Source organism: Clostridium ihumii AP5, from assembly GCF_000612845.1.
GTDB lineage: Bacteria > Bacillota > Clostridia > Clostridiales > Clostridiaceae > Clostridium_J > Clostridium_J ihumii.
Genome location: NZ_CCAT010000046.1, coordinates 54,381 through 81,347 on the forward strand (window position 1 = coordinate 54,381; position 26,967 = coordinate 81,347).

Below are 26,967 nucleotides of genomic sequence, written 5' to 3' on the forward strand. Positions count from 1 at the left end.
TTTATACATATTTTGTTATTATTTATGCATAAAACTTTGAAATTATTTTTTATTTTCAATAAATTTGTTTTTAAATTTTACTTATAAAAATAAGGCACTATGATGATATTTCACTATAGTGCTATTTTTTATTTTAGAATCCTATACAATTAGATTCCCAATAGAATTTGTATCCACTTAGTATATAGGAACCATTTCTAATATCATTTTATTCACTTACAGATACATAACATCTCATATTTGATTCTATTAAACTATATGATTTAGTTCCATCACTATTTTCAGTATATCATCCTCTAATGTCATTGCGTGTTCACCTGCTTGATAAGAATACATTCCTAAATGTATTGGATGTCCACCATCTATAGTAGTTTTTACTTGATTATATGGTATTGTATTAGTTACACTTGTATAAAGTCCCCATGCATTGTATGTTTTTAGGATATCTTTCCAAGTTCCACCCTTTTCAACTTCTGATCCGAATATATATTTAACTATTGTAACTGCATCTAAATTTATACCTTTTTCATAATTTATTATACTTACACATGTTGCTACCCAACATCATGAATGCGACCCTTGTAAAGTTATTTATACTGGTAAATTGTCAGCTTTTTGTTATTATGGTGCATAATTATTAACATTAATTTCAGCATATTCATTTAATGGAATTGTTATTTCTTTTGAATTTATAACTGATTCTTCAGACTTATTTATATTGTTTTCTAAATCATAATTATTAAAATGAGCTTTTTTACCTTTGTCTTTATTAGTTTCTGTATAAATTTTTTCTAATAATACAGATTTAGTATTATTTTATTATTACTTGTAACTGGAAAATAGCATACCTTTGCCAATCATTCTTTATAAACACTAAAAGGTTCTGCTAACTTGAAATTTTGTATATAATACCCTTCAAGTCCATACTGTTTATATTCCACCATAACATTTTGTATATGTTTTGGGAGTTCTTTAATCCTTTAAATCACCTGATATACTTTCAGAAATAATTTTAAAATCACTATTACCACTATTTATTTCATAAGCACTTGTAGTTACTATTAGAAAGATTGAAAACAAAATAATCATAAACATAGAAAGCTTTTTAACGTATATATATTTCCTCCAAATATAATATTTTTTATAATTTATTATATTAAAAAAGAAACAAATTCTTGCATCCTCAGTTTCCTTAAAATAAAATTTTATTGTTTATACATTTTTTGTTCTTATTCTTCACAAATGTCTATAGAAATACATTTTAAAACTTTATATTATTCATACCTTAGTTGAGAATTTTAACTCTAAGTTCTAATCTATATTTAAAAAAATTGACAGTGGACAGTGAATGTAAAAATTGGATTTCCAATTTTAAAGAATGATTTTTTATTAAATCTGCATAGCAAATTAGTTGAAACAATATAAAAACGTAATTTTTAGGTGTTTGTATATTTAGATATTAGGAACAAAGTTAATAATGTCTGACATCATCTTTCACTTTTACTTCTTACTTTGTTTCAAATACAAAAACATCAATAAATTGTACCCTCAAAATTAAATATAACTGTTTCTTTGGATATTTTATAAAACTAAGTTTTATCCTTCATTGCTAATTATTAATTTTTATATAAATTCTCAATTTATATAATAGTAATTTCATTTTCAAGCTTGGATATAGTGTTCTTATTTTTCATATGTAAATATACTATATAGTATGGGGAAACAAGTTGAAACTTTAAGTTATTCAAATATTAAATGATAATAATGTTAGTAAATGAAACAGGAATTATTTAAACCGTTATTCATGTTTCAGTTGAGAATTCTAATTAATTTAATTGAAAATGGAAAATTGAAAGTTAATGTAAAAATTGGATTTCCAATTTTAAAGAATGATTTTTTATTAAATTTGCACAGCAAATTAGTTGAAAACAATATAAAAACGTATCTATTCTAAATATTAGGAATGAAATGAGTAATATTAACCATAACTGTCAATTGTCAATTTTCAATTGTTAACTGGTTCCAAAAAGAAAACTAATAATAAAATTCAAAGATAATATTATCAATTAATAATTGTATAAACTAAAATATTAACTTGGAACCCTATATAAGGAGGTGTTACAATTTGAAAATTAAAGTTACAATCGGCATTGCAATGATACTTGTAATTATTTTTATTATTCAATCCTTCTCAACTACAAAACTTAATATAGGTTCTGCTAAATCTTTGCTTACAAAATTCACCTATGATTTAAACTTTAAAATTGGCGAAGAATATGTTTATGTTATGGTTAAGGACTCATGCACTTCGAAGCTTAATAAATTTGTTATGAATAAGAATGTAAGTGCTGATAAAAATCCTACAATATCCGTTCCTAAAAATAGCACCATATATATCTCCCTATATTCAAATGCCACAATTCTAGCTGACTGGAAACTCTCCAATGAATCTAACCTAAAAAACTTAAATTATAAAAATTCATTTTTTACATTTCCTAAATACAGCAATTTAAACTCTAAAGCTGATGGTTCATCACCACGTAGAAACAACTTTGAATTTGAAATAACAAATGTAGGTGAAGAAGCTCTTAGTTTTGAATACATTGCTACTGAAACAAAAGAAGTATATAACACATTAAATATGAATATAAAATCAGAGTAAAAATACAAAAATAAGCAGTTACTTTATTAGTTAACTGCTTATATTGTTTTCAATTAAATTAATTTCTAATATATTTTTAAAATCCTGAACAAGTAGATTCCCAATAGAATCTGTATCCACCTAGTATATAACAAACATTTCTGCTATCTCTTTGAGCACTTACTGATACATAGTAGCTCTTGTTTGGGTCTATTAAACTATATGATTTAGTTCCATCACTATTTTCTGTATATCCTCTTAATGTCATTGCGTGTCCACCAGCTTGATAAGAAACCATTCCAAGATGCATTGGATGTCCACTATCTATAGTAGCTTTTACATTATTATATGGTACTGTGTTAGTTACATTTGGATAAAGTCCCCAAGCATTGTATGCTTTTAATATATCTTGCCAAGTTCCACCTTGTTCAACTTCTGAACCAAATACATATCTAACTATATCTACAGCTTGTAAGTTTGTTCCTTTTTCATAATTTATTATTCCTGAAGCTGTAGCTGCCCAGCACCAAGGATGTGAGCCTTGTAAATTTATTTGTATTGGTAAATTGTTGCTATTTTGTGCTGCTTGTACATAATTATTATCATTAATTTTAGCATATTCATTTAATGGTGTTGTTATTTCTTTTGAGTTTATAGTTTCTTCTTGTGCTTTATTTATATTTTTTTGTAAATCGTAATTATTAAAGTTAGATTTTTTAGTGTTAGCCTTATTTGTCTCTGTGTATGTTTTGGCTAACAATACAGATTTAGTAGGACTTACTGCTCTTAACTCATTATTATTATTTACTATTCTAAACTCATGGTGTTCATTTTCTACCATTGCTTGTAATTCACTTGCAAATCCTTTTTCAAAAGTTGTTGTATATCCTTCTCCTGAAACTTTGCTTACACCTAAAATTGCAACTATTTGATTATTGTCTGTAACAGGGAAATAGTATACATTACCATTTTCTTCTGAGTAAACGCTAAAAGGTTCTGCTAATTTAAAGTTTTGAACATTATAACCTTTAAATCCATATTGGTCAGCTTCCATTCTTACATTTTGAATATGTTTAGGAAGCTCCTTTATAGCATATTCTTTCAAGTTACTTGGTATATTCTCAGAAATAATTTTAAAGTCACCACTATTTCTAGTAGTTAATGCATAACTACTAGTTGTTGTTACAATAAACATTGAAAACAACATAATCATAAAAAGTGCAATTTTTTTAATTTTGTTTTTCATAATTCCTCCTAATATATAAATACTTATAGTTCATTATATTAATTAGATACAAAAGTTTTCATGTTTTGTAACTTGAAATTTAAAATTAATTTTTTGTACATATTACACGATTTTTTGTACATATTCTTAAAATTTTATTCAATATTTTATATTATTTTTCATATATTTTGTAGTAAATAATATCTTTTTATCATACCTGTTATTAAAAATTCTATATACACTTAATTATTCTTTTATCTCACAATAGACTCTATCAAATCAAACTTTAACACTTTAACTCTTGTTTTTGTTACTATTTTGCTATTATAGTACAATAAGTGGTAATATATGTTATTTTATATTATGCTATTGATACTCTTTAAGTTTAAATAGTATCAATATTTACTTTTTATTTATTATTTCTATTGATTATTTAATTTGTTATAGTATAATTATTAGTATATTGTAATATTATGTTATTTATTTAATTTTATGGTATTAATTTGTTTCATTGTGTGAGGTGATATATTTGAATTTTCTGGAAGGAAGAGAAAAAATAGCATTCTTAAGAAAAAAATTAAATATAAGTACTGAAGAATTAGCAACAGAAAATTTAACTAAAGATTATCTACAACTTTTAGAAAGCGGAAACTCAATTATATCTAAAGATGTATCAAAATTATTGATATGTAGATTTAAACAAATTGCATTAGAGAAGGAATTAAATTTAGACATAGAACTTGACGAAAATTTCTTTTTAAGAACAAAGCAAGAAGAGGCTAAAAGATATTGTGTTAATCATTTAAATACTAACTCTTCTATAGATGAGTTAGAGATATTATTAACTATTGCTAAAGAATATAACTTAGACTTCAATAAAGCTCAAATCTATACAAAAATAGGTGACTATTATTTTGACATAAATAACTATAACACTTCATTAGAAAATTATTTTACATCTTTGAATCTACTCAATTCTATTAATTCAGACACAACTAGTTTTTCAACTTATATATATAAAAAAATAGGCTCATGTTACTACAGTTTATTAGATTATTATAATGCAATTTCATATTTTTCTAAGTGTAAATCTATTGCTGAAAAAATTAATCAAATAAATTTAATAAACACTTGCATATATAATTTATCTTTGTCTTATATGAAGATTGAAGAATATGATAAATCTATTGAGTTATCTAAAATATTTATAAATAATCTAGATAATGATCCTAACTCAGATTTAATGCCTAATTATTATATATATGCTAAATCACTTCAAGCTTCATGTTATGCATTAAAGGGTTCAATTAATGATGCTATTAAAATTTTAGAATGTATATGTTCTAGTGGCAAACCTATTGATTCTAAGGTTCTTGCCCATGTTTACACAAATTTATCATCATTATACATTAAGGATAATCAACTTGATAAGGCTACTTTATACTCTAAAAAAGCACAAGATATTCGATCTAAAGTTGATGTTGAAAAACTACCACATACACTAATTGAAAAAGCGTCTATTTATATAAAGAAAGAATTATATGATAAAGCGTTATTAATACTTAACAGTGTAGTAATAAAATCAAAAGATAACAATGACAATGATTGTTTAATAAAAGCCTATGAACTACTTAAAGAAATATATATAAAGTTAAATGACTATAAAAAAATTGAAGAAGTCATACAAAATATAATAGGACTAGCTTCGTGTACAAATAATCACATTTTAAGTATGAAGTCCTATAATGAATTATTAAATTTATATTCAAACTATAACAACTTCAAAAAAGCTTTAGAATACAATTCTAAAATGGATTTTGTATTAAAAACCATTACTTAGTTTATTACTATAAATATTTATTTTTATATTGAAAGGTAGGTATTTTTTATGAAAAAATTTTCAAAATCACTATTAATGTTAACTTTATCTTTATCATTGGTTGTACCATTTTTGGGTAGTTCAGCAGTTAATTTAACTAAAAATAATCAAACTCAAAATGTATGTTGTTCAACCAGTGAATCAACTCCTATACATCGTTCATTAATAGAAACTCCACCGCTTGCTTAATTACTAAATACTACTATTTATAAAAATAATAACAACATTTTATTGTTATTAAAGCAAAAGATACTAGCATTTACTTTGTTTATGCTAGTATCTTTTATTATTTCAATTTTATTTTCTTCATAAATTAAACCTGTTCAAGTAAAAAAGAGAGTTGCCTATGCAACTCTCTTTAGTGGTCGGGGTGACAGGGATTGAACCTGCGACCTCATGGTCCCAAACCACGCGCGCTCCCATCTGCGCCACACCCCGGCGACATAAATTATTATATTACACGTGTATAAATATGTCAACACTTTTTTTATATTTTTTATTTTAAATAATTAAATTCCAATCTACTTATTAATCACTACATTCTTCATCTAATCACAAACAAAGTAATATCAATGCTTTTAGTCTAATTTCACTTCAAAAATTTAAATTTATATAAAATAAAAAGTAGGTTATTTCAAAACAAAGTAGTTTTGAAATAACCCATATTTGATGGTGATTTATATTTTTATTAATAAAATTTAATTTTAATTTACTATAAATCCCCTCCTTTACATTTTATTTATATACAGAATTGTAGTGTTTCTTCTTACTTCATCCTTTGTTTCTAATTTCTCTATTTATAAATCTTTGTATATTTTCTCTTTTTTCGCTGTTTTGTAGGCTGCTATTGTAAATAATGCTAATGCAAAAAGTATATCTATTAATAAATTTAAAGTTATATTGCTAAATTTTGCTCCTTGTTGCAAATCTAATAATGCATCCATAGTCCATCTAGTTGGTATAAAATATGATATTTTATTTATAAATTTTGGGAAGAAACTACTTGGTAAAAACCATCCTCCAAGTGCTAATATTCCCATGCTAACTACATTAAATATCATTCCTGAACCTTGTATATCTCCTGAAATGGAGAAACATACTATTCCAACCGATACAGCACTTATAGCTACAACCAATAATATTATAAATAATTCCCAGCATTTTAACCCAGCATCTATATTTACTAAAGTATTTAAACAAATAAGGCAAATTAAAATTTGAATAATCATAACAACTAAAGTCGAGCATATATTAGCTAAATAATACTCTGTACTTGTGACACTTCCTGAAAAAATTCTAGTGTAAACTTCACTCTCCTTATCTTCTACCATAAGTTTTGCTCCGTATAATCCCCTATAAAATATAAACATTGTTACAATTGTTATAAAAAACCTAGATATATGATGATTAGCTCTCAAATCTTTAAGATTTAACCCTTCTATACTTACAATTCCATTATCATATTTTTTCAATGTATCTTTGTATAACTCATCATTTTTATTACTAACTGTAGATAATTTTCTTATGTTGTTTATTTCTATATTTAACTTTTCTTTAATTCCACTAGAAATCTCACTATTTTTACCTTGTTTAAATATCACTTCACTGTCATCATCCATTATTATTGCATTTTCAAATCCTTTAGGTATTGTTATACATAAATCTAAATCATAATTCTCTATAAATTCATCAATATTCTCTTCTTTTATATCTTTAATTGATAACCCTTCTATATTATTTATTTGCTCTACTATTATTTTAGATGTAGTTGTATTATCCTTGTCATTAATAACTGTTTTTAATCCCCATTCCCCTATTGTAAAATACTTAACTGAAACAATAAGAATTATGACTGGCATAATAATACTTATAGCAAAAGTACCTGTTTGCTTTTGAATCATTCGTTTCATGTTGTTTTTAAATAAAACCCAAAAACTCATATTCTAAATAGCCTCCTCTCTTCTCGCATATCTATTTAACATGCATAAAAAAATTATTGAAAGGATAATATCTAACAATATGGCTACTTTTATTACAGAATAATCGTTAGAGTTTGCCATTTTAAAAATTCCTAAATTAGTCCATCTTAAAGGTGAAAGACTAGCACTTTTAAATCCACCTTCATCAGGGAAACTAATATAACATCCTCCTAAAAAACTCATAACAGGAAATATTATTGAGTATAATAATTTACTAAGTCCATCATTCTTTTCATTTGATATACCTCCAATTAAAAGCCCTAGACTTATAAACATCATAGCCAAGCTTATTATTCCCACATATGCTAAGATTGGATAGTTTCCAAAATTTACTTTAAAAATAAATCTTGCAAATAGATACCCTGGAAGTATTATTAAATTTCCTAAAATAAAGTATCCTATTAGTTTTGCTATATAATACTTGCTTGGAGATATATTAGTAATCATTATTCTATTCTTCGATTCTAATCTTTTATCCCTTTGTATTCCGTACATAGAAAAGAATAAAAGATAACTTGCCATCATTGTAATTTCAACTACACCATAATAATCAAAAGATGTTTGTGCTCTCTTTTGTTCAACTTTATCAAACACTACATTTTCTCTATCATTATTTCTCTCTAAATTATATTTAATTTCATTATTATTTAATTTTCCTACTTCATTTTCTAAACTTATCTTTCTATTTATACTTTCAAGCAATCCATTAATCATTCCACCATTTATAAGATATTTATTGTTGGAATAAACTTTAATTGTGTTCTCATCTAAAAATATAAATACATCCTCTCCTAATTTAACTCTTTCTTTTCCTTCTTCTAAGCTGTTTACTTTTTTAAATTCAACTTTTATGCTTCCTTTATTTCTAATAGCTTCCGCTAATATTTTTTTACTTTCTTGTGTTCCCAAATCGTAGTAATATACATTAAAAGGCTCAATCTTTGCAACATTATCAAAGTTATTAAATAGAACTCCACCTATTAAAAGCATTAAAAATATAGGAAAAAGCATATTGAATAATAAATTTTTAGGATATCTTATATTACTTAAAATTACATGTTTTATTATTCCCTTCATATAATCCCTACTCTCTTAAACTTTTTCCTGTTAAACTTAAAAAAACCGTTTCTAAACTTACATCTTCATAATCTATATCCCTAATTTCAATATCTTTGCCTGTAAAATAATTTATTATTTTATCTAAGTTATTAACTTCTTTTAGTGATGTTATTATCACCTTATTTTCATAAACATTAATGTTACTTACCCCTCTTATATTTTTTATTTCATCTTTATTTATTTCCTCAAAATTATTTATTGATATTCTTAAATTTTTCTTATCTGAAACTAAACTTTTCAGTTCATCTTTATTACCTTGAACTATAAGTTTACCATTATCAATAATTCCAATATTTGAACATATCTCTTCTGCTTCCTCCATGTAGTGAGTTGTATATATTATAGTTGCTCCTTTTTTATTAAGCTCTTTAATTGCCTTAAGTATATAATTTCTTGATTGTGGGTCTATACCAACTGTGGGTTCATCCATTATTATTACTTTAGGTTCATGAGCAATCCCACAAGCTATATTTAACCTTCTACGCATTCCCCCTGAAAACTCTGAAGCTAATTTATTTTTTACATCCATTAATCCAGTAAAAGTTAATGCATTCTCAATCTTATCTTCTAAATCTTTTCCTTTAAAACCATAAAGACTTGTAAAAAACTTTACATTTTCATATGCTGTATACTCTGAATAAATAGCAACTTCTTGAGGTACTAACCCTAAATTTTTTCTTGCATGTTTCATTTTAGGTTTAACTTCTTTTCCCATAACTTTCACTATTCCATAACTAGGATTTAAAATTCCACAAATTAATTTAATAGCAGTACTTTTACCTGCACCATTAGGACCTAAAATCCCATATATTTCTCCCTCTTTAATATTTAAAGACATATTATCAAGTGCTATAAATTCTCCAAACTTCTTAGTAACCCCATTTAATTCAACAACATACATCTTCTAGCCCCCCATGTTCTTAATAGTCATCTCTTTAATATTATTATATAAAAATACCTCCTCTAATTAATGTAGAGAAGGTCACATCTTAACCATGACTTTAGTCATAATTAATATTTTAGTTTATCTTTTCACTTTGATATACTTAACAATTACATCTTATTTCAAATTACACACTCATTTTCAGTTTTCAATTTTGCATTTTCAATTAAATTAATCAAACTTCTTAACTTAAAAATCTAAACTATTTTTTATACATTTCCTCTTATGCAATATATAGCTATTTGAGTCCTGTGCTTTAACCCCGTTTTATCTAAAATAGATGTTATATAATTTTTAACTGTTCCCTCTGATATGAATAATTTAGCTGAAATTTCTTTGTTACTAAGTCCTTCTGATATACACTCCATAATTTCAATTTCTCTTTGAGTAAACATTTCTTTATCTATTTTACATTTTTCTTCTTTGCCAATATTATTTTTTATCTTTTCCATAACTTCATCTTGTATTACAGAGTTGCCTTTTATAACAATCTTTAATGTATTTATAATTTCACTAGGTGTATTGTTTTTTAATAAATACCCTTTTGCACCAAATGTAAGTGCCTTATTTATATAATCATCTTCATCAAAAGTTGTTAAAATCACTACTTTTGTGTTGGTTTTACTAACTATTTCTTTTGTTGCTTCAACTCCATTTAAAATGGGCATTCTAATATCTAAAAGTGCTAAATCCACATTATGTGTTAAACAAAACTGAAGGGCAGATTTTCCATCTTCAAAAGTTTCTAATACATTTATTTCACTATCTGCATCTAAAATTATCTTAAGACTTTCTCTAATTAAAATGTCATCATCAGCAATTATTAAATTTATCATATTATCCCCCTTATATTTAATATTTTTTGAAAGGAATTAATAATATAACTTCAAAACCCTCATTGCTATTTATTAATATGTTTCCCCCTAATTTTAAAGCATTTTCCTCTATGCTTTTTAAACCTATTCCTTTTTTTATATATTTGCACCCTACACCATTATCTGAAACCTGCGTTTTACACATTTTATTAAAAGCCTCTATTTTTACACCTATATGATTTCCCTTTGAATATTTAAGTGTATTTGTTGAAGTTTCCATAATAAAATCTAATATAAACATCCACTGTTCCTTATCTATTTTCTCCATATCGCCTTTATAATCTAACGAGAAGTTAAATCCTGTATCTTGAACCTTCTCCTCTAAAAGTAGTTTAACTTTATTTATTCCTATCTGTTCATCTAAAGGTCTTATTTCTCTGAGAGTTTTCCTTATTTCATTCATACCACTTCTTAGCACGCCTATAGTGTTATTAATCATATTACATGTTTTTTCTTTATCATCGCTATTTAACACTATCTTGCATGCTTCAAGCTGCATTATGCTCCCTGCAATAGTATGTCCAACTCTATCATGTACTTTTCCTGCTAACTCATTTCTTATTTCTAAATCTTTAGTGTATAAAGCTTGATTTCTATATTTTATTTCTTTATTTATTTTTTCATTTAAACTTTTAATATATATTCGCTTATCCTCTATTTCCTTCCTACATTTCAAATTATTTTCTATCATCATATTATAATTCTTTTTACAACATAAATACGCAAGTGATATTATAATAAATTGTATAGTTTGTGTTTTATCATCTATTACAAAATTTATAACTATAATAATTGCTATGTTTGCTATTGTATATAATTTAAAATTCAACAATAAGTCTACTAAACTAACATAAAAGAATAAAATTGCAATTGGTGTATACATTATAGAAAAATAGAAAGAAATTATCATTTGAAATACAAGCATAAATTTATTAAACCTATCCTGAATTAAATGTATACTAATTGTTGTTATTATAATAACTAATAAAAAAATAATAGATTGTTGAATTGCATAATCTTTAATTACAGAATCATAAGCTATATAAAATATCAGTAAAAATCTCATATATATATCATAATCATGACCTAGCATTGCCCTCATTTTTAAATCTCCTATTATTTACTTTTCCCCTATTACTTTATAATTCTATTTTTTATAATAAAAACCTTGTTTCAAAAATCTTAAACTTTAAAATGAATTTTTCAGTATATAATATATATAGGAATTCAATCTAATATTTCAGTTCTATCCTTCATTATTAATCATTAATTTTGATATAATATCTTTATGAAGTTATAATAATGAATTTACATTTAATTCTTAGTATTGTATTTTTAAAAAGTTGTACTAATTTATAATTTAAGTTTATTAAATATATTACTAGTTTTCTAAAACTAATGTTTTAAGTGAGGTGTTTATATGATAGATATAAAGAATATTGTTACAATTCAACGTAACTTTTTTCTAAAAGGAAATACTCTTAGTGTAGATTTTAGATTAACTCAATTAAATAAATTAAGGTTAATATTAAAAAATAATGAAAGCATGATTTTAGATGCTCTTCATAATGATTTAAGAAAATCTAACTTTGAAGGCTACGAGACTGAATTTGGAATTGTACTTGAAGAACTTAACTATACAATTAAGCATTTAAAAACTTGGATGCAAGCTACAAAAGTTAAAACTCAAATGGCACAATTTCCAGCAAAGTGTTTTACTTATCCTGAGCCTTATGGAGTCACTTTAATAATTTCTCCTTGGAATTATCCATTCCAATTATCAATGGCACCACTTATAGGAGCTATTGCTGCGGGGAACACTGTAGTATTAAAACCATCTAATAAAAGTTCTAATACATCTAAAGTTTTAACTAAACTTCTTGAGGAAAATTTCCCGAAAGAATTAATTTCAGTTGTTAATGGTGGAAGAGCTGCAAACACTTCTCTTTTAGATCAAAAATTTGACTATATATTCTTTACTGGAAGCGTGCCAGTTGGAAAAATTGTTATGGAAGCTGCATCTAAAAACCTTACTCCTGTGACTTTAGAACTTGGTGGTAAAAGTCCTTGTATTGTAGATGAAACTGCTGATTTAAAATTAACTGCAAAAAGAATCGTTTGGGGCAAATTTTTAAATGCAGGACAAACTTGTGTTGCTCCTGATTACTTATACGTTCATAAAAGTGTAAAAAATGAACTTATTAAACATTTAAAACGATATATCATAAAATTTTATGGCAAAAATCCTAAGGAATCAAATGATTACCCTAGAATTATAGATGGAAAAGCATTTGAACGATTAATTGATTATTTAAATTGTGGAAAAATCGCAATTGGTGGTGATATTGACCAAGATGAATTGTATATAGAGCCTACAATTTTAGATAATATAACCTTTGAAGATAAAGTTATGAAAGATGAAATTTTTGGACCTATACTTCCTGTTTTAGAATTTGAATCTTTAACTGAAGTTATAGATACAATTAATGAAAGACCTAAACCATTAGCTCTTTATTTCTTCTCTAATAATGAAAAAAATATTTCTCGAATTCTTCAAAGAACAACTTCTGGGGGTGCTTGTATAAATGAAACTATAATTCATGTAGCTTCATTATACCTTCCATTTGGAGGCGTTGGAGAAAGTGGCATGGGAAAATATCACGGTGCATCTAGCTTTGAAACTTTTTCTCACATAAAATCTGTAGTAAAAAAGGATTTTTCAATGGATGTTCCATTAAGATACCCACCATTTAGTTCAAGTAAACTCTCAAAATTAAAGAAAATATTTAAATAGGAGTTATCTTAATGTACGAATTTAATCATTATAATTTAAATATAAAAAGTGACTTTGAAATAAAAACATTCAAAGATCGTGAATATGACTTAGACTTACTTATTCTCTTAAATGATAGAACAGTAAACTTTAATTTAAATTCAACTAATTTATCATCTCGTATTCAATTTAATGATATAAAGTCCATTTTGGTAAGAATTTGTAAAGACCCTAATAACAATATTGGAACTGTTCACTTTTTAAAAGATAGTGGTATACACTCTACTGTTTGTAACTTTGAATTCAATTATTTAAATCAAAGTTTATCAATACTTTTAAAAGATTATTCAGTTGAAATGAATTTTATATAAAATCATATAGTCTATGTAATTAAATTATTAATAAATATAGAAAGAGAGACTTAAATTAACAACTAAGTTCTCTCTTTTCATTTTTAATTAACTTAGTTAAAGTTGTTAACTAAGTTAATTTGCATTTTTAGATTACTATAAACTCCATATTAATAATTATTTTATTTGCAAATTAAGTTTTATATTATTTGTTAACTCATTAACTTTTTATTCAAACTTAACTTTTCTGTGATTTTTTCATCATTCGACTATATCTTCTTTTATGTCTCTTCTTTTGCCTTATTATGGGTTTTTTAATACTACATTGTGAGAATTTTATTTATTTTTGGAAAATATATATACAAATACTATAATAAGGTATATAATTTTGAATGTATTTATAGAATTTTAAAAATATTGTATTCAAAAATTCATTTAATGATGGATAGCCTTCATTTTTTTGTTAATAAATTGTTTATATTATGCAATAAATTTAGACTTTTATAGATACAATATAATATTTTACACGGGGTGATTTTTTTATGGAACAAAAGAAGGACAAGCAGATTATGTGGTATACCTTAGCATTTATGGCATTTTCCACAGTTTGGGGATTCGGTAACGTTATCAACGGATTCTCTGAGTATAACGGCCTTAAAGCTATCGTATCTTGGATCATAATTTTTGCTATTTACTTTGTCCCTTACGCATTAATGGTTGGAGAGCTAGGCTCTGCTTTTAAAAATTCTGGTGGAGGAGTAAGTTCATGGATTAATGAAACTATTGGACCTAAACTTGCATACTATGCTGGTTGGACTTATTGGATAGTTCATATGCCTTATATTTCTCAAAAACCATCTGGATTTATGATTGCATCAAGTTGGGCAATTTTCCAAGATAACAGAATTAGTGCTATAGGTACTAAAAAATTACAATTATGTTGCTTAGTTATTTTCTTAATTGGTATGTTTATTGCATCAAAAGGATTAAATCCATTAAAGAAATTAGCTACATTTGCTGGAACATCTATGTTTGTATTATCAATTCTATTTATTTTATTAATGACAGCAGCTCCTGCAATTACAGGTGCTAAGTTAAACTCTATAGATTGGTCATTTAAAACATTTATGCCAACATTTGATCTTAAATTCTTTACTAGTTTATCAATACTTGTATTTGCTGTTGGTGGTTGTGAAAAAATATCACCATATGTTAATAAAATGAAAAATCCTGAAACTGGATTCTCTAAAGGTATGATAACACTTGCAATAATGGTTGCTGTTTGTGCTATACTTGGAACTATTTCACTTGGTATGATGTTCGATTCTAACAATGTACCAAAAGATTTACTTACAAACGGAGCATACTACGCATTCCAAAAACTAGGTAGCTACTATCATGTTGGAAATTTATTCTTAATCATTTATGCAATTGCAAATATGATAGGTCAATTCTCAACATTAATTCTTTCAATAGATGCACCTTTAAGAATGTTACTTGATAGTGCTGATAGAAGATTTATACCAGGTTCTATGTTTAAACAAAACAAAAATGGTGCTTATACAAATGGACACTTACTTATAACAATTATTGTTTCTTTATTAATTGTTATACCAATGTTTGGAATAGAAAATGTTGACGTATTAGTTAAAGCATTAGTAAAATTAAATGCTGTTTGTATGCCTCTTCGTTACCTATGGGTATTCCTTGCATACATTGCACTTAAGAAAGCTGGAGACAAATTTGATGCACAATATAAGTTTGTAAAAAGTAAAGCTGTAGGTATTATCTTTGGAGCATGGTGTTTCGCATTCACTGCATTTGCATGTATTGGCGGAATGTACTCTGAAGACAAATTCCAACTAGCATTAAATATAATAACTCCATTTGTATTAATTGGACTTGGTTTAATCATGCCAATTATTGCAAAGAAAACTAATAAAGACATTGGTTCAAGTTTAGACCAATAAGAATATCTTATACATTCTATAAAAATAAGATGATTTCTAAATATAGAAATCATCTTATTTTTGTTATAAATCAATAATTTTATTGATTTATAAACATTTCTCCTATTTTATATACGTCTCCTGCGCCTACTGTTAAAATTAAATCTCCTTCTTTAACATTTTCATTTAAATATTTAACAGTATCTTCAAAGCTATGCATATTTATAGCCTTAACTCCTGTTTTTCTTACTGCATCACCTAATTTTTGTGAACTAACTATTCCAGTATCCTTTTCTCTTGCTGCATAGATATCTTCAAGTATTAAGTTCTCAATTCCTTCAAAGCTTTGCACAAACTCATCAAATAATGTTGAAGTTCTTGTATAAGTATGTGGTTGGAATATAAAGAATGTTCTATTATGAGGATAATTTTTTATTCCACCTAAAAGTGATTTAATTGCAGTTGGATGATGAGCATAATCATCAATCACCTTAACACCATCTCTCTCACCTTTAAATTCAAATCTTCTATGTGTTCCTCTAAAATTAAATAATCCATCTACTATAGACTTATGACTTATATTTAAAGCTAACGATGCACAAATTATTGACATAGCATTTACTACATTATATTTTCCTGGAACATTTAACTCCACAGTAAACAATTTTTCATCATTTTTATATAAATCAAAAATTCCACAAGCTAAATCATTAAACTTAAGATTTCTAGCTCTATATTCCCCATTTTCTATTCCAAAAGTCATAACATTACATTTAGCATCTTTTATTACATCCATTGAATTTTCATCATCTGCATTAACTATTGCATATCCATCGTCAGGTATTATGCTAATAAACTTTCTAAATGCATCTTTTATATGATTTAAATCTCTATAGTAATCTAGGTGATCTTCTTCAACATTTAGGATAACCCCTATATATGGATAAAACTTTAGGAATGATTCCTTATATTCACATGCTTCTGTTATGAAATAATCACTTTTTCCTATATGAACATTTCCACCAATAACATCTAAATTTCCACCAACTAAGATAGTAGGATCTAATTTTTCTTCTAAAACAATATGTGACATCATTGATGTTGTACTTGTTTTTCCATGAGTTCCTGCTATAGCAACTCCATATTTATGTCCCTTCATTATAGATCCTAAAAATTCTGCTCTATTCATAGAAGCTATGTTTTCTTCTTTAGCTTTCATAAGCTCTGGATTATCAGCTGCAATAGCTGCTGTATACACTACTAAATCTACATCTTTTATATTATCGGCACTTTGTCCTATATAAATTTCAGCACCGTGTTCTCTTAGTTTTTTAGTGTTTTCAGATTCACTTCTATCTGAACCTGAAACTTTATATCCATTTTCAATAAGTATCTCTGCAAGTCCACTCATACTTACTCCACCTATACCTATAAAGTGAACTTTTTTATGAGTATCTCTTAAAAAATCAAAAGACATTTTTAACAACTCCTTAATTATCTTTACTATAATATATTCAATTATTTATTACCTTGTATATTTTTTCATACTAATAATTATATACAAAAGCAATGAAAAAAACACATAAATGTCTATATATTTACAAAAATCAAAACTATAATTCTAATTTTCAAAAATTGACTAATAATAATCCTCCAAATTGCAAGTTATGTAATTTCATTTTTTAATATTTATTTATCATATTATTCATAATAAAATTTATTTTTTTAATTGCTTAAATGTTATTTCTTTAACAAATGTTTTTTATTAACATTTTATTAAAAAATCCTTATTTTTAGCCATATACTACAATGTTAAATTGTACATTATACACCATTTTAAAATTTTATTCAAAATTTTTTTATTGAAAATTGTATAGTTATAATTTATATTTAAATATAGTTTTAATCATTTTTTTTCATTTTTAATATAACATTGAATATTTTTTAACAAATTAGTATGAATAAATATATATCTTTTGGGATTTATATATAAGTGAATACTCTTTTCAAAATAATATATGTACTTATTTAAAAAATAAAACACACTATATAAATTTAGTATAAATTCTATGTTATTTTAAACAATGGAATTTAAAATTTAAAACAAAAATTTAATAATGGAGAAATGGTAAATATGGGTAAATTTATAGGTATTTTAGGTATCGTTGTATTTTTATTAATCGCGTACCTACTTTCAAGCGACAGAAAGAAAATTGACTGGAAACTTGTAGGTATAGGCTTATCTTTACAAGCAATCTTTGCATTACTTGTTTTAAAAGTACCTCTTGGTCAAAAGTTCTTTGGATTTTTAAGTAAAATAATTGATAAACTATTAGCCTTTACTGTAGAAGGAAGCTCTTTTGTATTTGGTAATTTAATGGATACAAATTCATTCGGATTTATTTTTGCATTTAATGTTTTACCTACAATAATCTTCTTCTCAGCATTAATGGGAATATTATATCACTTAGGTATAATGCAATTCATAATTTCCATAATTTCTAAAGGTCTTGCAAAACTTTTAGGAACTAGTGGTGCAGAAACAACTTCTGCTGTTTCAAACATATTCCTAAGTCAAAATGAAGCGCCTTTAATAATAAAACCATATATAAGTAAAATGACAAAATCAGAGTTATTTGCTGTAATGGTTGGTGGTATGGCTACTGTTGCTGGTAGTGTTATGGCTGGATATGTTGCTATGGGAGTTAGTGCAAGTCACTTACTTGCTGCTAGTGTTATGGCTGCTCCAGCTGGTCTTGTTATTGCTAAGATTTTAATTCCAGAAACTGAAGAGCCTGTAACAAAAGGTGATTTCAAATTAGAAACTGAAAAAACAGCTACAAACATAATTGAAGCTGCTTCAAACGGAGCCATTGAAGGTATTCAAATTGCAATAAATGTTGGTGGACTTTTAATTGCATTCGTAGCTTTAATAGCACTTGTTAACTATGTTTTAGGTTTCGTAGGTGGATTCTTTGGTGCTGATTTCTTAAGCTTAAACTGGATATTTGGAAAACTTTTCTCACCAATAGCATTTTTAATGGGTATTCCAACTCAAGATATAAGTGCTGCTGGTAACCTTTTAGGTCAAAAAGTTGTTTTAAATGAATTTGTTGCTTATAGCAATCTTTCACCATTAATAGCAAGTAAAGCACTTTCACCAAAAACAATTGTTATATTAACATATGCTCTTTGTGGTTTTGCAAACTTTAGTTCTATAGCTATACAAATAGGTTCTATTGGTAGCCTTGCTCCTGATAGAAGAAAAGATATTGCAAAGCTTGGAATGAGAGCCGTTTTAGCTGGTTCATTATCAGCATTTATGACTGCAACAATAGCAGGAATATTATTTTAACTAACACCTTTTAAGATTACATAAAAAATAGATAGGATTCTTTATCCTATCTATTTTTATATATTTTTCTAATTTCTCATTATTATATAAGCCATATATATTATATATATTATTACTAATGTAGCACCTTCCATTTTGTTGACTTTCTTTTTGCTTATAGCAAATGCATATGTTATTAATGTTACTATTAAAAGTACAACTAAATCTGTTATAACAGATGCTCCAATCTGTATAGGATGAATTGTTGCTGAAATTCCAAGTATGAAGAATGCATTAAACATATTTGAGCCTATAACATTTCCAAGTGCTATATCACTTTGATTTTTCTTTGCTGCAACTACAGACGTTACAAGCTCTGGAAGTGATGTTCCAATAGCAACTATTGTAAGTCCAACTAATGTTTCACTCATTCCCCACTGAATAGCTATTGCTGATGCTGAATCTACAACAATTTTTCCACCAAAAACTATTCCTATAATTCCTATTATAGATAGTAAAATACTTTTCTTTAATGGCATTTCTTCTATATCTTCACAATCATCATCTTTTGATGTTATTGCCATTGCTATAAGGTAATACATGAATATTCCAAAGAACAATAATAAAATTATTCCATCGCCTCTTGTTAATATGTTTTGCGCACTTCCTTGTAATGCTGTATCAAAAGATATTACTAATAAAACTATTCCTGATAATAAAACAAAAGGAAACTCTTTTAATAATATGCTTTTTTTAACACTAAACGGACATATAAATGCTGACACTCCAACAACCATTAATAAATTAAATATATTTGATCCAACAACATTTCCCATTGCAATTGCATTTTGGCCTTGAATTGCTGACGTTATACTAACAGCTGCTTCTGGTGCACTAGTTCCAAATGCAACTATTGTAAGACCTATAACTAATGTAGGAATTTTAAATGTTTTTGCAATTGCGGATGCACCATCTACAAAATAATCAGCACCTTTTATCAATAATACAAAACCTACTAGTATGAGTACATAATTCAATTTTTTCCCTTCTTTCTCTCATTTTTTAACCTAAAATCACAACATAAAATTTATTTCTATTCTTATGTTGCACATTTAATATTATTTGTAATAAATACAAACATTATTTATAAAACTCTCTATTAAATAATCCATACAAAAAAGATTATATCATTTTATTACATATTTTTATAAAGAATATGTCTGTTTTTATTTCATAATAATTGTTTATAGAAGTTTTCAACTTCATTTTTCTATTTTGCAATTCTTTTTTACATAATTTGTAAGTTATTTATCATCCTTTGTAGAAATTATTTCATTTACATTTTATCATAAAAATAACATAATATTCATATAGTAATAATTTGGAAGTTAGGAGTGATATCTTGAATAATATTCGTGTTTTTAGATTTCTTCAGATATTTATACTTTTTCCGCTCTTAATGGTTTTTGCAACTTCCAAAATGACTCATAAGGAGGAAATGTATTTTATCATCCTGTTTACATCTTATACTGTATTTTACGAAATACTTTTATTAAGAAAAACGAAATAATTTTAAATTTACTTTATTAAACTTTGCATCAAGTTTCTTATAGTTTTTAACTTTAATTAGTTAAGTAATAAAATAATTTATCTTAGTTTATATATTAAATAAACTATTTTCTTAGTACTAACTCTAATAATTTTAAACTCTATAGAATACTTGTTTTTATATATTTTATAGTAATTCTATATTCCATGTTTTATAACATGTTAAGATATATATTTTATTTTTAGGAGGTATTTTTTATGAATTTTTATGAACTTATTTCAATGTTTGTCTTTATTATGACTTTTGGAGCTAAAGTTGTATCTACCATGTACTTTACTAGAAAACATAATGTTTATACTGTGACTCCTGTTATTTTAAAATCCTATAAAAATCAAAAGCTATCATCTAAATTTTATAAACATGTATCAATTAATAATTTTTTAGGAGCGTTAACAAGCAGAACTTTTAAATATAAACTTGAAAGTACACTTTCTGTGGCAACCGAGATTTTAGACGATAGTTAAAGATTAGTTATTACCTAATTCTTTAATTACATCACCAATTATTTTTATACCTTTTCTTATATCAGATTTTTTTACTCTAGAAAAACTTATTCTCATAGTGGAACTTCCACTATCGTCTGTATAAAATAAATCTCCTGGCATGAAAACTACACCTTTTTCATAACATTTTTCAAGAACTTCTCTTGTATTTACATTTTTTAATTTAATAAATATGTGTAGTCCACCCTCGCCCATAACCTCTTCACAAGGAATATTATTTCTAACTTCATTTAGTGTGAACTTATACTTATCTTTATAATATTTTCTTATTTTCTTTACATACTTAAAAAACGCCCCACTATTCATATAATGATAAAATGCTCCTTGATCAAGAAAGGAACAATGAATTGTTCTACATCTCTTAACACTTTCTAGTGTACCAATTAAGTTTTTATCACCAAATATCCATCCTATTCTAAGCCCTGGAAATAGAATCTTCGAAAAACTTCCAATATATACAACGCCATTTCCATTTTTACAAAGTGATGCTATAGGCGGTGTATGTGAACCTGAATATAATAATTCTTCATTGAATCCATCTTCTATTATTGGAATAGAATACTGCTCGCAAATCTTATACACTTTCTTTCTTTTTTCACCTTTCATAACTATACCCGTTGGATTATGATATGAAGGTATTATATATAATAATTTAGGCTTATATTTTTTTATCTTTTCTTCCAAATCTAAAATATTTATGCCATCATTTTCCACATTAACTCCAACAACCTCTAAACCATGCGCCCTCATTATTTTAAGTGCTGTATTATGAGTTGGATTTTCACATATCACTACATCATTTTCATTTGTTAATGAACTTAAAACCATATCAAATCCATCAGTAAATCCATTCGTTATAAGAACTTCTTTTTCTTCTGTGTTTACACCTTTTTCACTCATATAATTCATTAAATAATCTATTAATGGCTTATATCCCTTTGCATATCCATAATTTAAAAGCTTATCGCCTTCTAATGACCATGCTGTCAAAAATGCTCTTTTAAACTCCTCTAAATCAAACATATTTTCTTCTGGTGCAATACTTTTAAATGAAATCATCCCCTTTTTCCATGGAAGTTCAGTTTTCATTATATCTAATTCTTCACAAACACTTGCGTATTTATTAAATTTTTCATTCCAATTTATTATAAATTTTTCTTCTTCTACTTTATCTTCAGTTATAACAAATGTGCCCTTACCTTTTACACTTTCTAAAATCCCTATGCTCTCTAAGTTTTGATATGCAGACACAACTGAGTTTCTACTAATATTAAGCAAACTACTTACTTCCCTTGTTGAAGGAAGTTTACTTCCATTTTGAAGAATACCATTATCTATACTTTCCTTTATATGATTTTCTAATTGAATATATATAGGCTCATCTTCATTTAATTTAAATGCAGAAAAAATCATGTCCTTATCTCCTCACTTATATTTCTTAATATGTATTAATTATATCATTTCAAAATTCAAATAAAATCTAATTTAATACATAAAAAAATCATAATAGACATGAACTTTATTTTTTCATATCTATTATGACAATTATTTTATAGAATATTTTTTAACTTATCAATCTGCTTATTTAATTATTATATATCATAAACCAATAATAAATAAAATTCAAAATTTATGAACTTAAATATTGTTCCATCACATTTATATGACTTTTTCGCATTTTAAATATATGGTCTATTATAAAACCAACTACAATTATTACTATTGCAGTTATTTGAAATTTGTATATTAAAAGAAATAATATAACTAATGAAGACAATCTAACTATTATATTGGATTTAGTTTTTATATAAATAAATTTACATATAAATGAGTAAAAATCTTTTATTACAAAATACAAAACTATACATTGTATTGATACAAGCAATGTTTTAAGGTATATATGTTTTACACTATAATTAAACAAAGATAAAATCTTTAAGCTGACTAAATATATTATTGAAATAATAGTAGCCTTTTCACTACAACAAAAGTAACCAGAACACTTTATAAAATTTATACTTGCTTTAAATTTCTTCTTTCCATCTTCACTTAAAAGTTTAAGTTTTTTTCCTATAAGTAAAGTTGCAAAATAAACTAAAATAGTTGTTCCAAGTGGCAATGCTGCTATACATATGTAGTATAATACATTTTTTAAAGTTTCATTTATATTCCAAGGCTCAATCATAACCTGTATATCTTTTATAAAATCAAACCCTAATAATTTTGAAAAATATAAGTTTATAAGTAGCATAACAAAACAACTTGCTATAGCTGAATATAGTAAATCATCAACAATCAAAGTCTTTCTTTGTATAATAGCACCACATATAAGTCCTACTATCATACTTTGACTCATCCAAATTCCTGAACCTACATCGCCAATTACAAAAACTATAATTATAAGTGATGTTATACAAGAAAGAATTGTATATTTAAAATCACACTTTAAATACATTAATGATATTATTATTGGCACTATTAAATCTAAGTAAAAGGAATATGCTATCCCCGTACTTAATGCTATTAAGCTTAAAACTACAAACAAAGCTGATATCATTGCAGCTTCTGTTAATTTCTTAGTATTTATTTTAAATCACCTCTATCCAAACAAGTATATTAAAATAGTATATACTTAACTTAGCATATACTGCAACGAAATTTATACATCTTTTTTCTACAATTAAATTTTATATAAAAAGAAACGCTTCAAATGTACTGTTTGAAACGCTTCCTAATTTGATTTTAAATTGTTATTACACCATCATTATATTCTGGTACTATATCTGTTAAATCCTTACTTAAACAATATTTTAAATCTTCTTCTAACCCTAAAGTTAATATTCTCTTATAGTGAGATGCTTCTTTAACAAATGATATTATGTCTTTGTTATTATCATAAACATATAATGAAGTAGTTGCTATATCACTTAATTCTACTTCTACCATTTCCTTTATTTTTGATATTATATATCCACTTGTTATAAAGTCATCCATAGAAAACTGACCATATGTACCTGCATTTATAAATACAACATCTTTATTTTCTTTTGCTATTTTTTTAGCAACAGCACTACCATTAATCATTGATGCTATTATTATATTTTCAGCACTCTCTGAATTTTTAATTGCCTGAGTTCCATTTGTTGTTGTCATAATAACAGTTTTTCCTTTAACAGTTTCCTCAGTGTACTCAAGTGGCGAATTAGAATAGTCAAATCCCTCTATTTTAAGTGCATTTCTTTCTCCACCTAAAATGTAATTGTGTCTATCTCTACTAGCAATCTCTACTGCCTCTTCAACCGTTTTTACTGGTATAACTTTTGTACATCCATTTTTAAGTGCAGTAACCATTACTGATGTTGCCCTTAAAACATCTATTACAACAACTGTTTTCCCCTTTATTTTTTCCTCTTTAATATCACTTGCGGAAATTATTATATCTATATTCATAAACCCATCCCCTTAATGTATTTTTATTCTATTCACATACCTGTATATATCTTTTAAAATTGCCCTTTGTGACTATTGCTGTATCCTTTATCTTAAAACCTGATGAAATTATATGTTCATCCATAGTTTCAAATGTTATTATAATCATCTTTTTAGCAATTCTTCGTGCTGTTTTCATTATATTTACTTGATTTTTTAATGTTGTTGGTGAGAACAATCCATATGGAATATCTACAATAGCAACATCAAATTTTTCTTTTACATCATGCATGCTTCCAATGGTTATAACATCATCATGTCCAAAAAACTTAAGATTTTTCTTTGCATTTGTACCAATTGCATTGCTAATTTCATATCCTTTTATATTTAATCCTAGAGAAAGTGCCTCAATAACAACAGTTCCTATTCCACAACAAGGATCTACTACCTTTAAATCAGCTTCATTTCCTATTGCTATATTAACTATTGCCCTAGACATTCTAACACTTAATCCATTTGAATATGAATATGGCTTATCATCGTGAAAATGCCATTCATAATTATTCTTCTCATAAACTCCAAATATCCAACTATCTTCAACTTTGCTTATACCTAAAACCACTTTAGGCTCATGCAAATCAGGATAACCTGTTATAACAAAACCCACATCATGCACAGCTTTAAGTCTTTCATTGTAAGTCACTGAATCATTTTCAGTTGCCTTTATATAAACAACTTTAAAATCATCATATGATACTTTGTTATCCTCTATTTTGTTAACTATTTCTTCTAGATTTTTTTCTTTATATATTATAGAAATTTTTTCTTTAATATATAGACTTCTTGAAGGATTTACTGAGTTTTGTGACAAAATATACTTTTCTTTTGGTATATAATTAAACATGCTTTTCATTTCTAAATCACATAACTCTTTTTCATATTCAGGATAATTTATAACATAAAAACATTCTTTATTGCTTTCTTTTTCTAAGATTAAATCATTCATTTAAACACGTCCTTTTCACTCCCTCATTGTAGTATTTTGCTTTTGTAAAGTCAATTACAAACTAAATACTAAAAAATCAGTTGTTCCCTTGTATAGGGTTCCAAGTTCAAATTTAAATTAATGTCTTTCTCAAATGATACTATTAGCTTACAGTTTAATTTATTTATTACTTATAAAGTTTTTTCCTTGATATAAATTATCGTCTTCCATTTTTTTATCTATTGCATTTAACACTTCCCATTTTTTTAAACTCCACATTGGTCCAACTAATAAGTTTCTTGGTGCATCACCTGTAAGTCTATGTATTACCATATCTTGTGGCAACAATGTTACAGCTTCACATATAGTCTCTATATACTCATCTTGTTCCATAAGTCTTAATTTACCATGCTTATACATAACTTCTAACGGTGTATTCTCCATAACATGAAGTAGATGCATTTTTATGCCCTTTACTCCACTATTAGATATATATTTTATAGTATTTATCATATCTTCTTTAGTTTCATTAGGTAATCCAAAAATAACATGAGCTACTACATCAACATTTCTACTATTTAAATTTTTTACAGCCTCATCAAAAACTTCCAATTTATATCCCCTATTTATAATTTTCGCAGTTTCATCATTAGATGTTTGAAGCCCTAACTCCACCCAAGTATATATTTTTTTTGAATATTCCTCTATTAAATCTAAAACTTCCTCACTTAAACAATCTGGTCTTGTAGCAATAGCCAGTCCTACAACACCTTCATTATTTATTGCTTCATCATACTTTGCTCTTAAAACATCTACACTTGCATAAGTATTTGTATATGCTTGGAAGTAAGCTATGTATTTTCCTTCTTTCCACTTCTTATTCATCATTAATTTTATATCTTCAAATTGCTTAGATATAGAAAAAGCTCTATCTCCTGCAAAATCTCCTGAGCCTCTTTCAGAACAGAAAATACATCCCCCCTTACTAACTTTTCCATCTCTATTAGGGCATGAAAAACCTGCATCTAAAGATATCTTAAATATCTTTTCTCCAAACTTCTCTCTTAAAAAATAATTTAATGTATGATATCTCTTGCCATTCCATTCTGTCTTCATATTTATTCCTTTCTTTCTATAGGGTTCCAAGTTCAAATTTTAAATAACACATTTATCAAATGATGCTATCGATATTATAGTTTATTCTATTATCATGTTTGAAACCAATTAACAGTTATCAATTAACAATTAACAATGATGGTAGATATTAATCATTTCATTCTTAATATCTAAAATAGAAATATAAGTATAAAAAAACTAGTTTTTTTATATGTTTTAACTAATTTGCTTAGCAAATTATAATACAATTTGATTAAA

21 protein-coding genes, 1 tRNA gene and 1 pseudogene are annotated in these 26,967 nt (G+C 26.0%); 8 read left to right on the forward strand and 15 right to left on the reverse strand.

Annotated elements, in window-relative coordinates:
• Positions 1 to 249: 249 nt before the first annotated feature.
• Positions 250 to 552, reverse strand: a pseudogene (locus tag BN346_RS22325) (hypothetical protein); the annotation flags it as partial.
• A gap of 1,573 nt (positions 553 to 2,125) precedes the next feature.
• Here BN346_RS22325 and BN346_RS09390 point away from each other — a divergent pair.
• Entirely contained in the window at positions 2,126 to 2,662 is a 537-nt protein-coding gene (locus BN346_RS09390) for a protease inhibitor I42 family protein (protein ID WP_040328158.1), read from the forward strand.
• A gap of 76 nt (positions 2,663 to 2,738) precedes the next feature.
• Here BN346_RS09390 and BN346_RS09395 read toward each other — a convergent pair whose 3' ends face one another.
• Entirely contained in the window at positions 2,739 to 3,887 is a 1,149-nt protein-coding gene (locus BN346_RS09395) for a papain-like cysteine protease family protein (protein WP_040328160.1), read from the reverse strand.
• A gap of 508 nt (positions 3,888 to 4,395) precedes the next feature.
• On the opposite strand from BN346_RS09395, the gene BN346_RS09400 reads away from it, so the two are divergent.
• Positions 4,396 to 5,706, forward strand: a complete 1,311-nt coding sequence (locus tag BN346_RS09400; RefSeq protein ID WP_040328161.1) for a hypothetical protein — start codon at positions 4,396 to 4,398, stop codon at positions 5,704 to 5,706.
• 48 nt (positions 5,707 to 5,754) lie between these two features.
• Complete coding sequence (locus tag BN346_RS09405) at positions 5,755 to 5,934, forward strand: hypothetical protein (protein ID WP_040328163.1); 180 nt, start codon at positions 5,755 to 5,757, stop codon at positions 5,932 to 5,934.
• A gap of 173 nt (positions 5,935 to 6,107) precedes the next feature.
• Here the strand turns inward: BN346_RS09405 and BN346_RS09410 are convergent.
• From BN346_RS09410 to BN346_RS09435, 6 genes are all read right to left on the reverse strand, one after another.
• Positions 6,108 to 6,183: transfer RNA gene (locus tag BN346_RS09410), tRNA-Pro, on the reverse strand.
• A 359-nt stretch (positions 6,184 to 6,542) separates the two neighbouring features.
• Positions 6,543 to 7,685 (reverse strand): ABC transporter permease, encoded by a 1,143-nt coding sequence (locus tag BN346_RS09415; RefSeq protein WP_040328165.1) that lies wholly within the window; start codon positions 7,683 to 7,685, stop codon positions 6,543 to 6,545.
• Between the two features lie 3 nt (positions 7,686 to 7,688).
• A complete protein-coding gene (locus BN346_RS09420) occupies positions 7,689 to 8,801 on the reverse strand; it encodes an ABC transporter permease (RefSeq protein WP_040328167.1) in 1,113 nt (370 codons plus the stop codon).
• A gap of 7 nt (positions 8,802 to 8,808) precedes the next feature.
• Positions 8,809 to 9,744, reverse strand: coding sequence for an ABC transporter ATP-binding protein (locus BN346_RS09425; RefSeq protein WP_040328169.1), 936 nt, complete (start codon positions 9,742 to 9,744; stop codon positions 8,809 to 8,811).
• Positions 9,745 to 9,995: 251 nt separating this feature from the next.
• Complete coding sequence (locus BN346_RS09430) at positions 9,996 to 10,622, reverse strand: response regulator transcription factor (RefSeq protein WP_040328170.1); 627 nt, start codon at positions 10,620 to 10,622, stop codon at positions 9,996 to 9,998.
• Positions 10,623 to 10,638: 16 nt separating this feature from the next.
• Positions 10,639 to 11,763 carry a sensor histidine kinase gene (locus BN346_RS09435; RefSeq protein ID WP_040328171.1) on the reverse strand — a complete coding sequence of 375 codons (1,125 nt, stop codon included), beginning with the start codon at positions 11,761 to 11,763 and terminating at the stop codon, positions 10,639 to 10,641.
• A gap of 318 nt (positions 11,764 to 12,081) precedes the next feature.
• Here BN346_RS09435 and BN346_RS09440 point away from each other — a divergent pair, with 318 nt between their 5' ends.
• From BN346_RS09440 to BN346_RS09450, 3 genes are all read left to right on the forward strand, one after another.
• Positions 12,082 to 13,455 carry an aldehyde dehydrogenase gene (locus BN346_RS09440; protein WP_040328172.1) on the forward strand — a complete coding sequence of 458 codons (1,374 nt, stop codon included), beginning with the start codon at positions 12,082 to 12,084 and terminating at the stop codon, positions 13,453 to 13,455.
• Positions 13,456 to 13,466: 11 nt separating this feature from the next.
• Positions 13,467 to 13,805 (forward strand): hypothetical protein, encoded by a 339-nt coding sequence (locus BN346_RS09445; RefSeq protein ID WP_040328173.1) that lies wholly within the window; start codon positions 13,467 to 13,469, stop codon positions 13,803 to 13,805.
• Between the two features lie 521 nt (positions 13,806 to 14,326).
• The gene (locus BN346_RS09450; protein WP_040328174.1) at positions 14,327 to 15,754 is read left to right on the forward strand and encodes an APC family permease; all 1,428 of its coding nucleotides are present in this window, start codon (positions 14,327 to 14,329) and stop codon (positions 15,752 to 15,754) included.
• A 79-nt stretch (positions 15,755 to 15,833) separates the two neighbouring features.
• On the opposite strand, the gene murC is transcribed toward BN346_RS09450, so the two are convergent.
• Entirely contained in the window at positions 15,834 to 17,210 is a 1,377-nt protein-coding gene (murC, locus tag BN346_RS09455) for a UDP-N-acetylmuramate--L-alanine ligase (protein WP_040328175.1), read from the reverse strand.
• Positions 17,211 to 17,867: 657 nt separating this feature from the next.
• Between murC and BN346_RS09460 the strand changes: the two genes are divergently transcribed.
• Positions 17,868 to 19,088 carry a NupC/NupG family nucleoside CNT transporter gene (locus BN346_RS09460; RefSeq protein ID WP_040328176.1) on the forward strand — a complete coding sequence of 407 codons (1,221 nt, stop codon included), beginning with the start codon at positions 17,868 to 17,870 and terminating at the stop codon, positions 19,086 to 19,088.
• A gap of 68 nt (positions 19,089 to 19,156) precedes the next feature.
• On the opposite strand, the gene BN346_RS09465 is transcribed toward BN346_RS09460, so the two are convergent.
• On the reverse strand, positions 19,157 to 20,104 hold the full coding sequence (locus BN346_RS09465) for a calcium/sodium antiporter (RefSeq protein WP_040328177.1): 948 nt from the start codon (positions 20,102 to 20,104) through the stop codon (positions 19,157 to 19,159).
• A gap of 769 nt (positions 20,105 to 20,873) precedes the next feature.
• Here BN346_RS09465 and BN346_RS09470 point away from each other — a divergent pair.
• Positions 20,874 to 21,140 carry a hypothetical protein gene (locus BN346_RS09470; RefSeq protein WP_040328178.1) on the forward strand — a complete coding sequence of 89 codons (267 nt, stop codon included), beginning with the start codon at positions 20,874 to 20,876 and terminating at the stop codon, positions 21,138 to 21,140.
• A 3-nt stretch (positions 21,141 to 21,143) separates the two neighbouring features.
• Here the strand turns inward: BN346_RS09470 and pdxR are convergent, their stop codons facing one another.
• The 5 genes from pdxR to mnmL all read right to left on the reverse strand — a co-directional run bounded on the left by pdxR (position 21,144) and on the right by mnmL (position 26,709).
• Positions 21,144 to 22,592, reverse strand: coding sequence for a MocR-like pyridoxine biosynthesis transcription factor PdxR (gene pdxR, locus BN346_RS09475; protein ID WP_040328179.1), 1,449 nt, complete (start codon positions 22,590 to 22,592; stop codon positions 21,144 to 21,146).
• 217 nt (positions 22,593 to 22,809) lie between these two features.
• Positions 22,810 to 23,736 carry a DUF2232 domain-containing protein gene (locus BN346_RS09480; protein ID WP_051540240.1) on the reverse strand — a complete coding sequence of 309 codons (927 nt, stop codon included), beginning with the start codon at positions 23,734 to 23,736 and terminating at the stop codon, positions 22,810 to 22,812.
• A 185-nt stretch (positions 23,737 to 23,921) separates the two neighbouring features.
• Positions 23,922 to 24,629 (reverse strand): 2-phosphosulfolactate phosphatase family protein, encoded by a 708-nt coding sequence (locus BN346_RS09485; protein WP_040328181.1) that lies wholly within the window; start codon positions 24,627 to 24,629, stop codon positions 23,922 to 23,924.
• A gap of 28 nt (positions 24,630 to 24,657) precedes the next feature.
• A complete protein-coding gene (locus tag BN346_RS09490; protein ID WP_040328182.1) occupies positions 24,658 to 25,614 on the reverse strand; it encodes a TRM11 family SAM-dependent methyltransferase in 957 nt (318 codons plus the stop codon).
• A gap of 159 nt (positions 25,615 to 25,773) precedes the next feature.
• The gene (mnmL, locus tag BN346_RS09495; protein WP_040328183.1) at positions 25,774 to 26,709 is read right to left on the reverse strand and encodes a tRNA modification radical SAM protein MnmL/YtqA; all 936 of its coding nucleotides are present in this window, start codon (positions 26,707 to 26,709) and stop codon (positions 25,774 to 25,776) included.
• Positions 26,710 to 26,967: the final 258 nt, after the last annotated feature.

Bases quoted from the DNA above. Each gene is read 5' to 3' on its own strand.
- BN346_RS09395 (WP_040328160.1), bottom strand. From the start codon at position 3,887: ATGAAAAACAAAATTAAAAAAATTGCACTTTTTATGATTATGTTGTTT.
- BN346_RS09405 (WP_040328163.1), top strand. From the start codon at position 5,755: ATGAAAAAATTTTCAAAATCACTATTAATGTTAACTTTATCTTTATCA.
- BN346_RS09415 (WP_040328165.1), bottom strand. From the start codon at position 7,685: ATGAGTTTTTGGGTTTTATTTAAAAACAACATGAAACGAATGATTCAA.
- BN346_RS09420 (WP_040328167.1), bottom strand. From the start codon at position 8,801: ATGAAGGGAATAATAAAACATGTAATTTTAAGTAATATAAGATATCCT.
- BN346_RS09425 (WP_040328169.1), bottom strand. From the start codon at position 9,744: ATGTATGTTGTTGAATTAAATGGGGTTACTAAGAAGTTTGGAGAATTT.
- BN346_RS09430 (WP_040328170.1), bottom strand. From the start codon at position 10,622: ATGATAAATTTAATAATTGCTGATGATGACATTTTAATTAGAGAAAGT.
- BN346_RS09435 (WP_040328171.1), bottom strand. From the start codon at position 11,763: ATGAGGGCAATGCTAGGTCATGATTATGATATATATATGAGATTTTTA.
- BN346_RS09440 (WP_040328172.1), top strand. From the start codon at position 12,082: ATGATAGATATAAAGAATATTGTTACAATTCAACGTAACTTTTTTCTA.
- BN346_RS09445 (WP_040328173.1), top strand. From the start codon at position 13,467: ATGTACGAATTTAATCATTATAATTTAAATATAAAAAGTGACTTTGAA.
- BN346_RS09450 (WP_040328174.1), top strand. From the start codon at position 14,327: ATGGAACAAAAGAAGGACAAGCAGATTATGTGGTATACCTTAGCATTT.
- murC (WP_040328175.1), bottom strand. From the start codon at position 17,210: ATGTCTTTTGATTTTTTAAGAGATACTCATAAAAAAGTTCACTTTATA.
- BN346_RS09460 (WP_040328176.1), top strand. From the start codon at position 17,868: ATGGGTAAATTTATAGGTATTTTAGGTATCGTTGTATTTTTATTAATC.
- BN346_RS09470 (WP_040328178.1), top strand. From the start codon at position 20,874: ATGAATTTTTATGAACTTATTTCAATGTTTGTCTTTATTATGACTTTT.
- pdxR (WP_040328179.1), bottom strand. From the start codon at position 22,592: ATGATTTTTTCTGCATTTAAATTAAATGAAGATGAGCCTATATATATT.
- BN346_RS09480 (WP_051540240.1), bottom strand. From the start codon at position 23,736: ATGATATCAGCTTTGTTTGTAGTTTTAAGCTTAATAGCATTAAGTACG.
- BN346_RS09485 (WP_040328181.1), bottom strand. From the start codon at position 24,629: ATGAATATAGATATAATAATTTCCGCAAGTGATATTAAAGAGGAAAAA.
- BN346_RS09490 (WP_040328182.1), bottom strand. From the start codon at position 25,614: ATGAATGATTTAATCTTAGAAAAAGAAAGCAATAAAGAATGTTTTTAT.
- mnmL (WP_040328183.1), bottom strand. From the start codon at position 26,709: ATGAAGACAGAATGGAATGGCAAGAGATATCATACATTAAATTATTTT.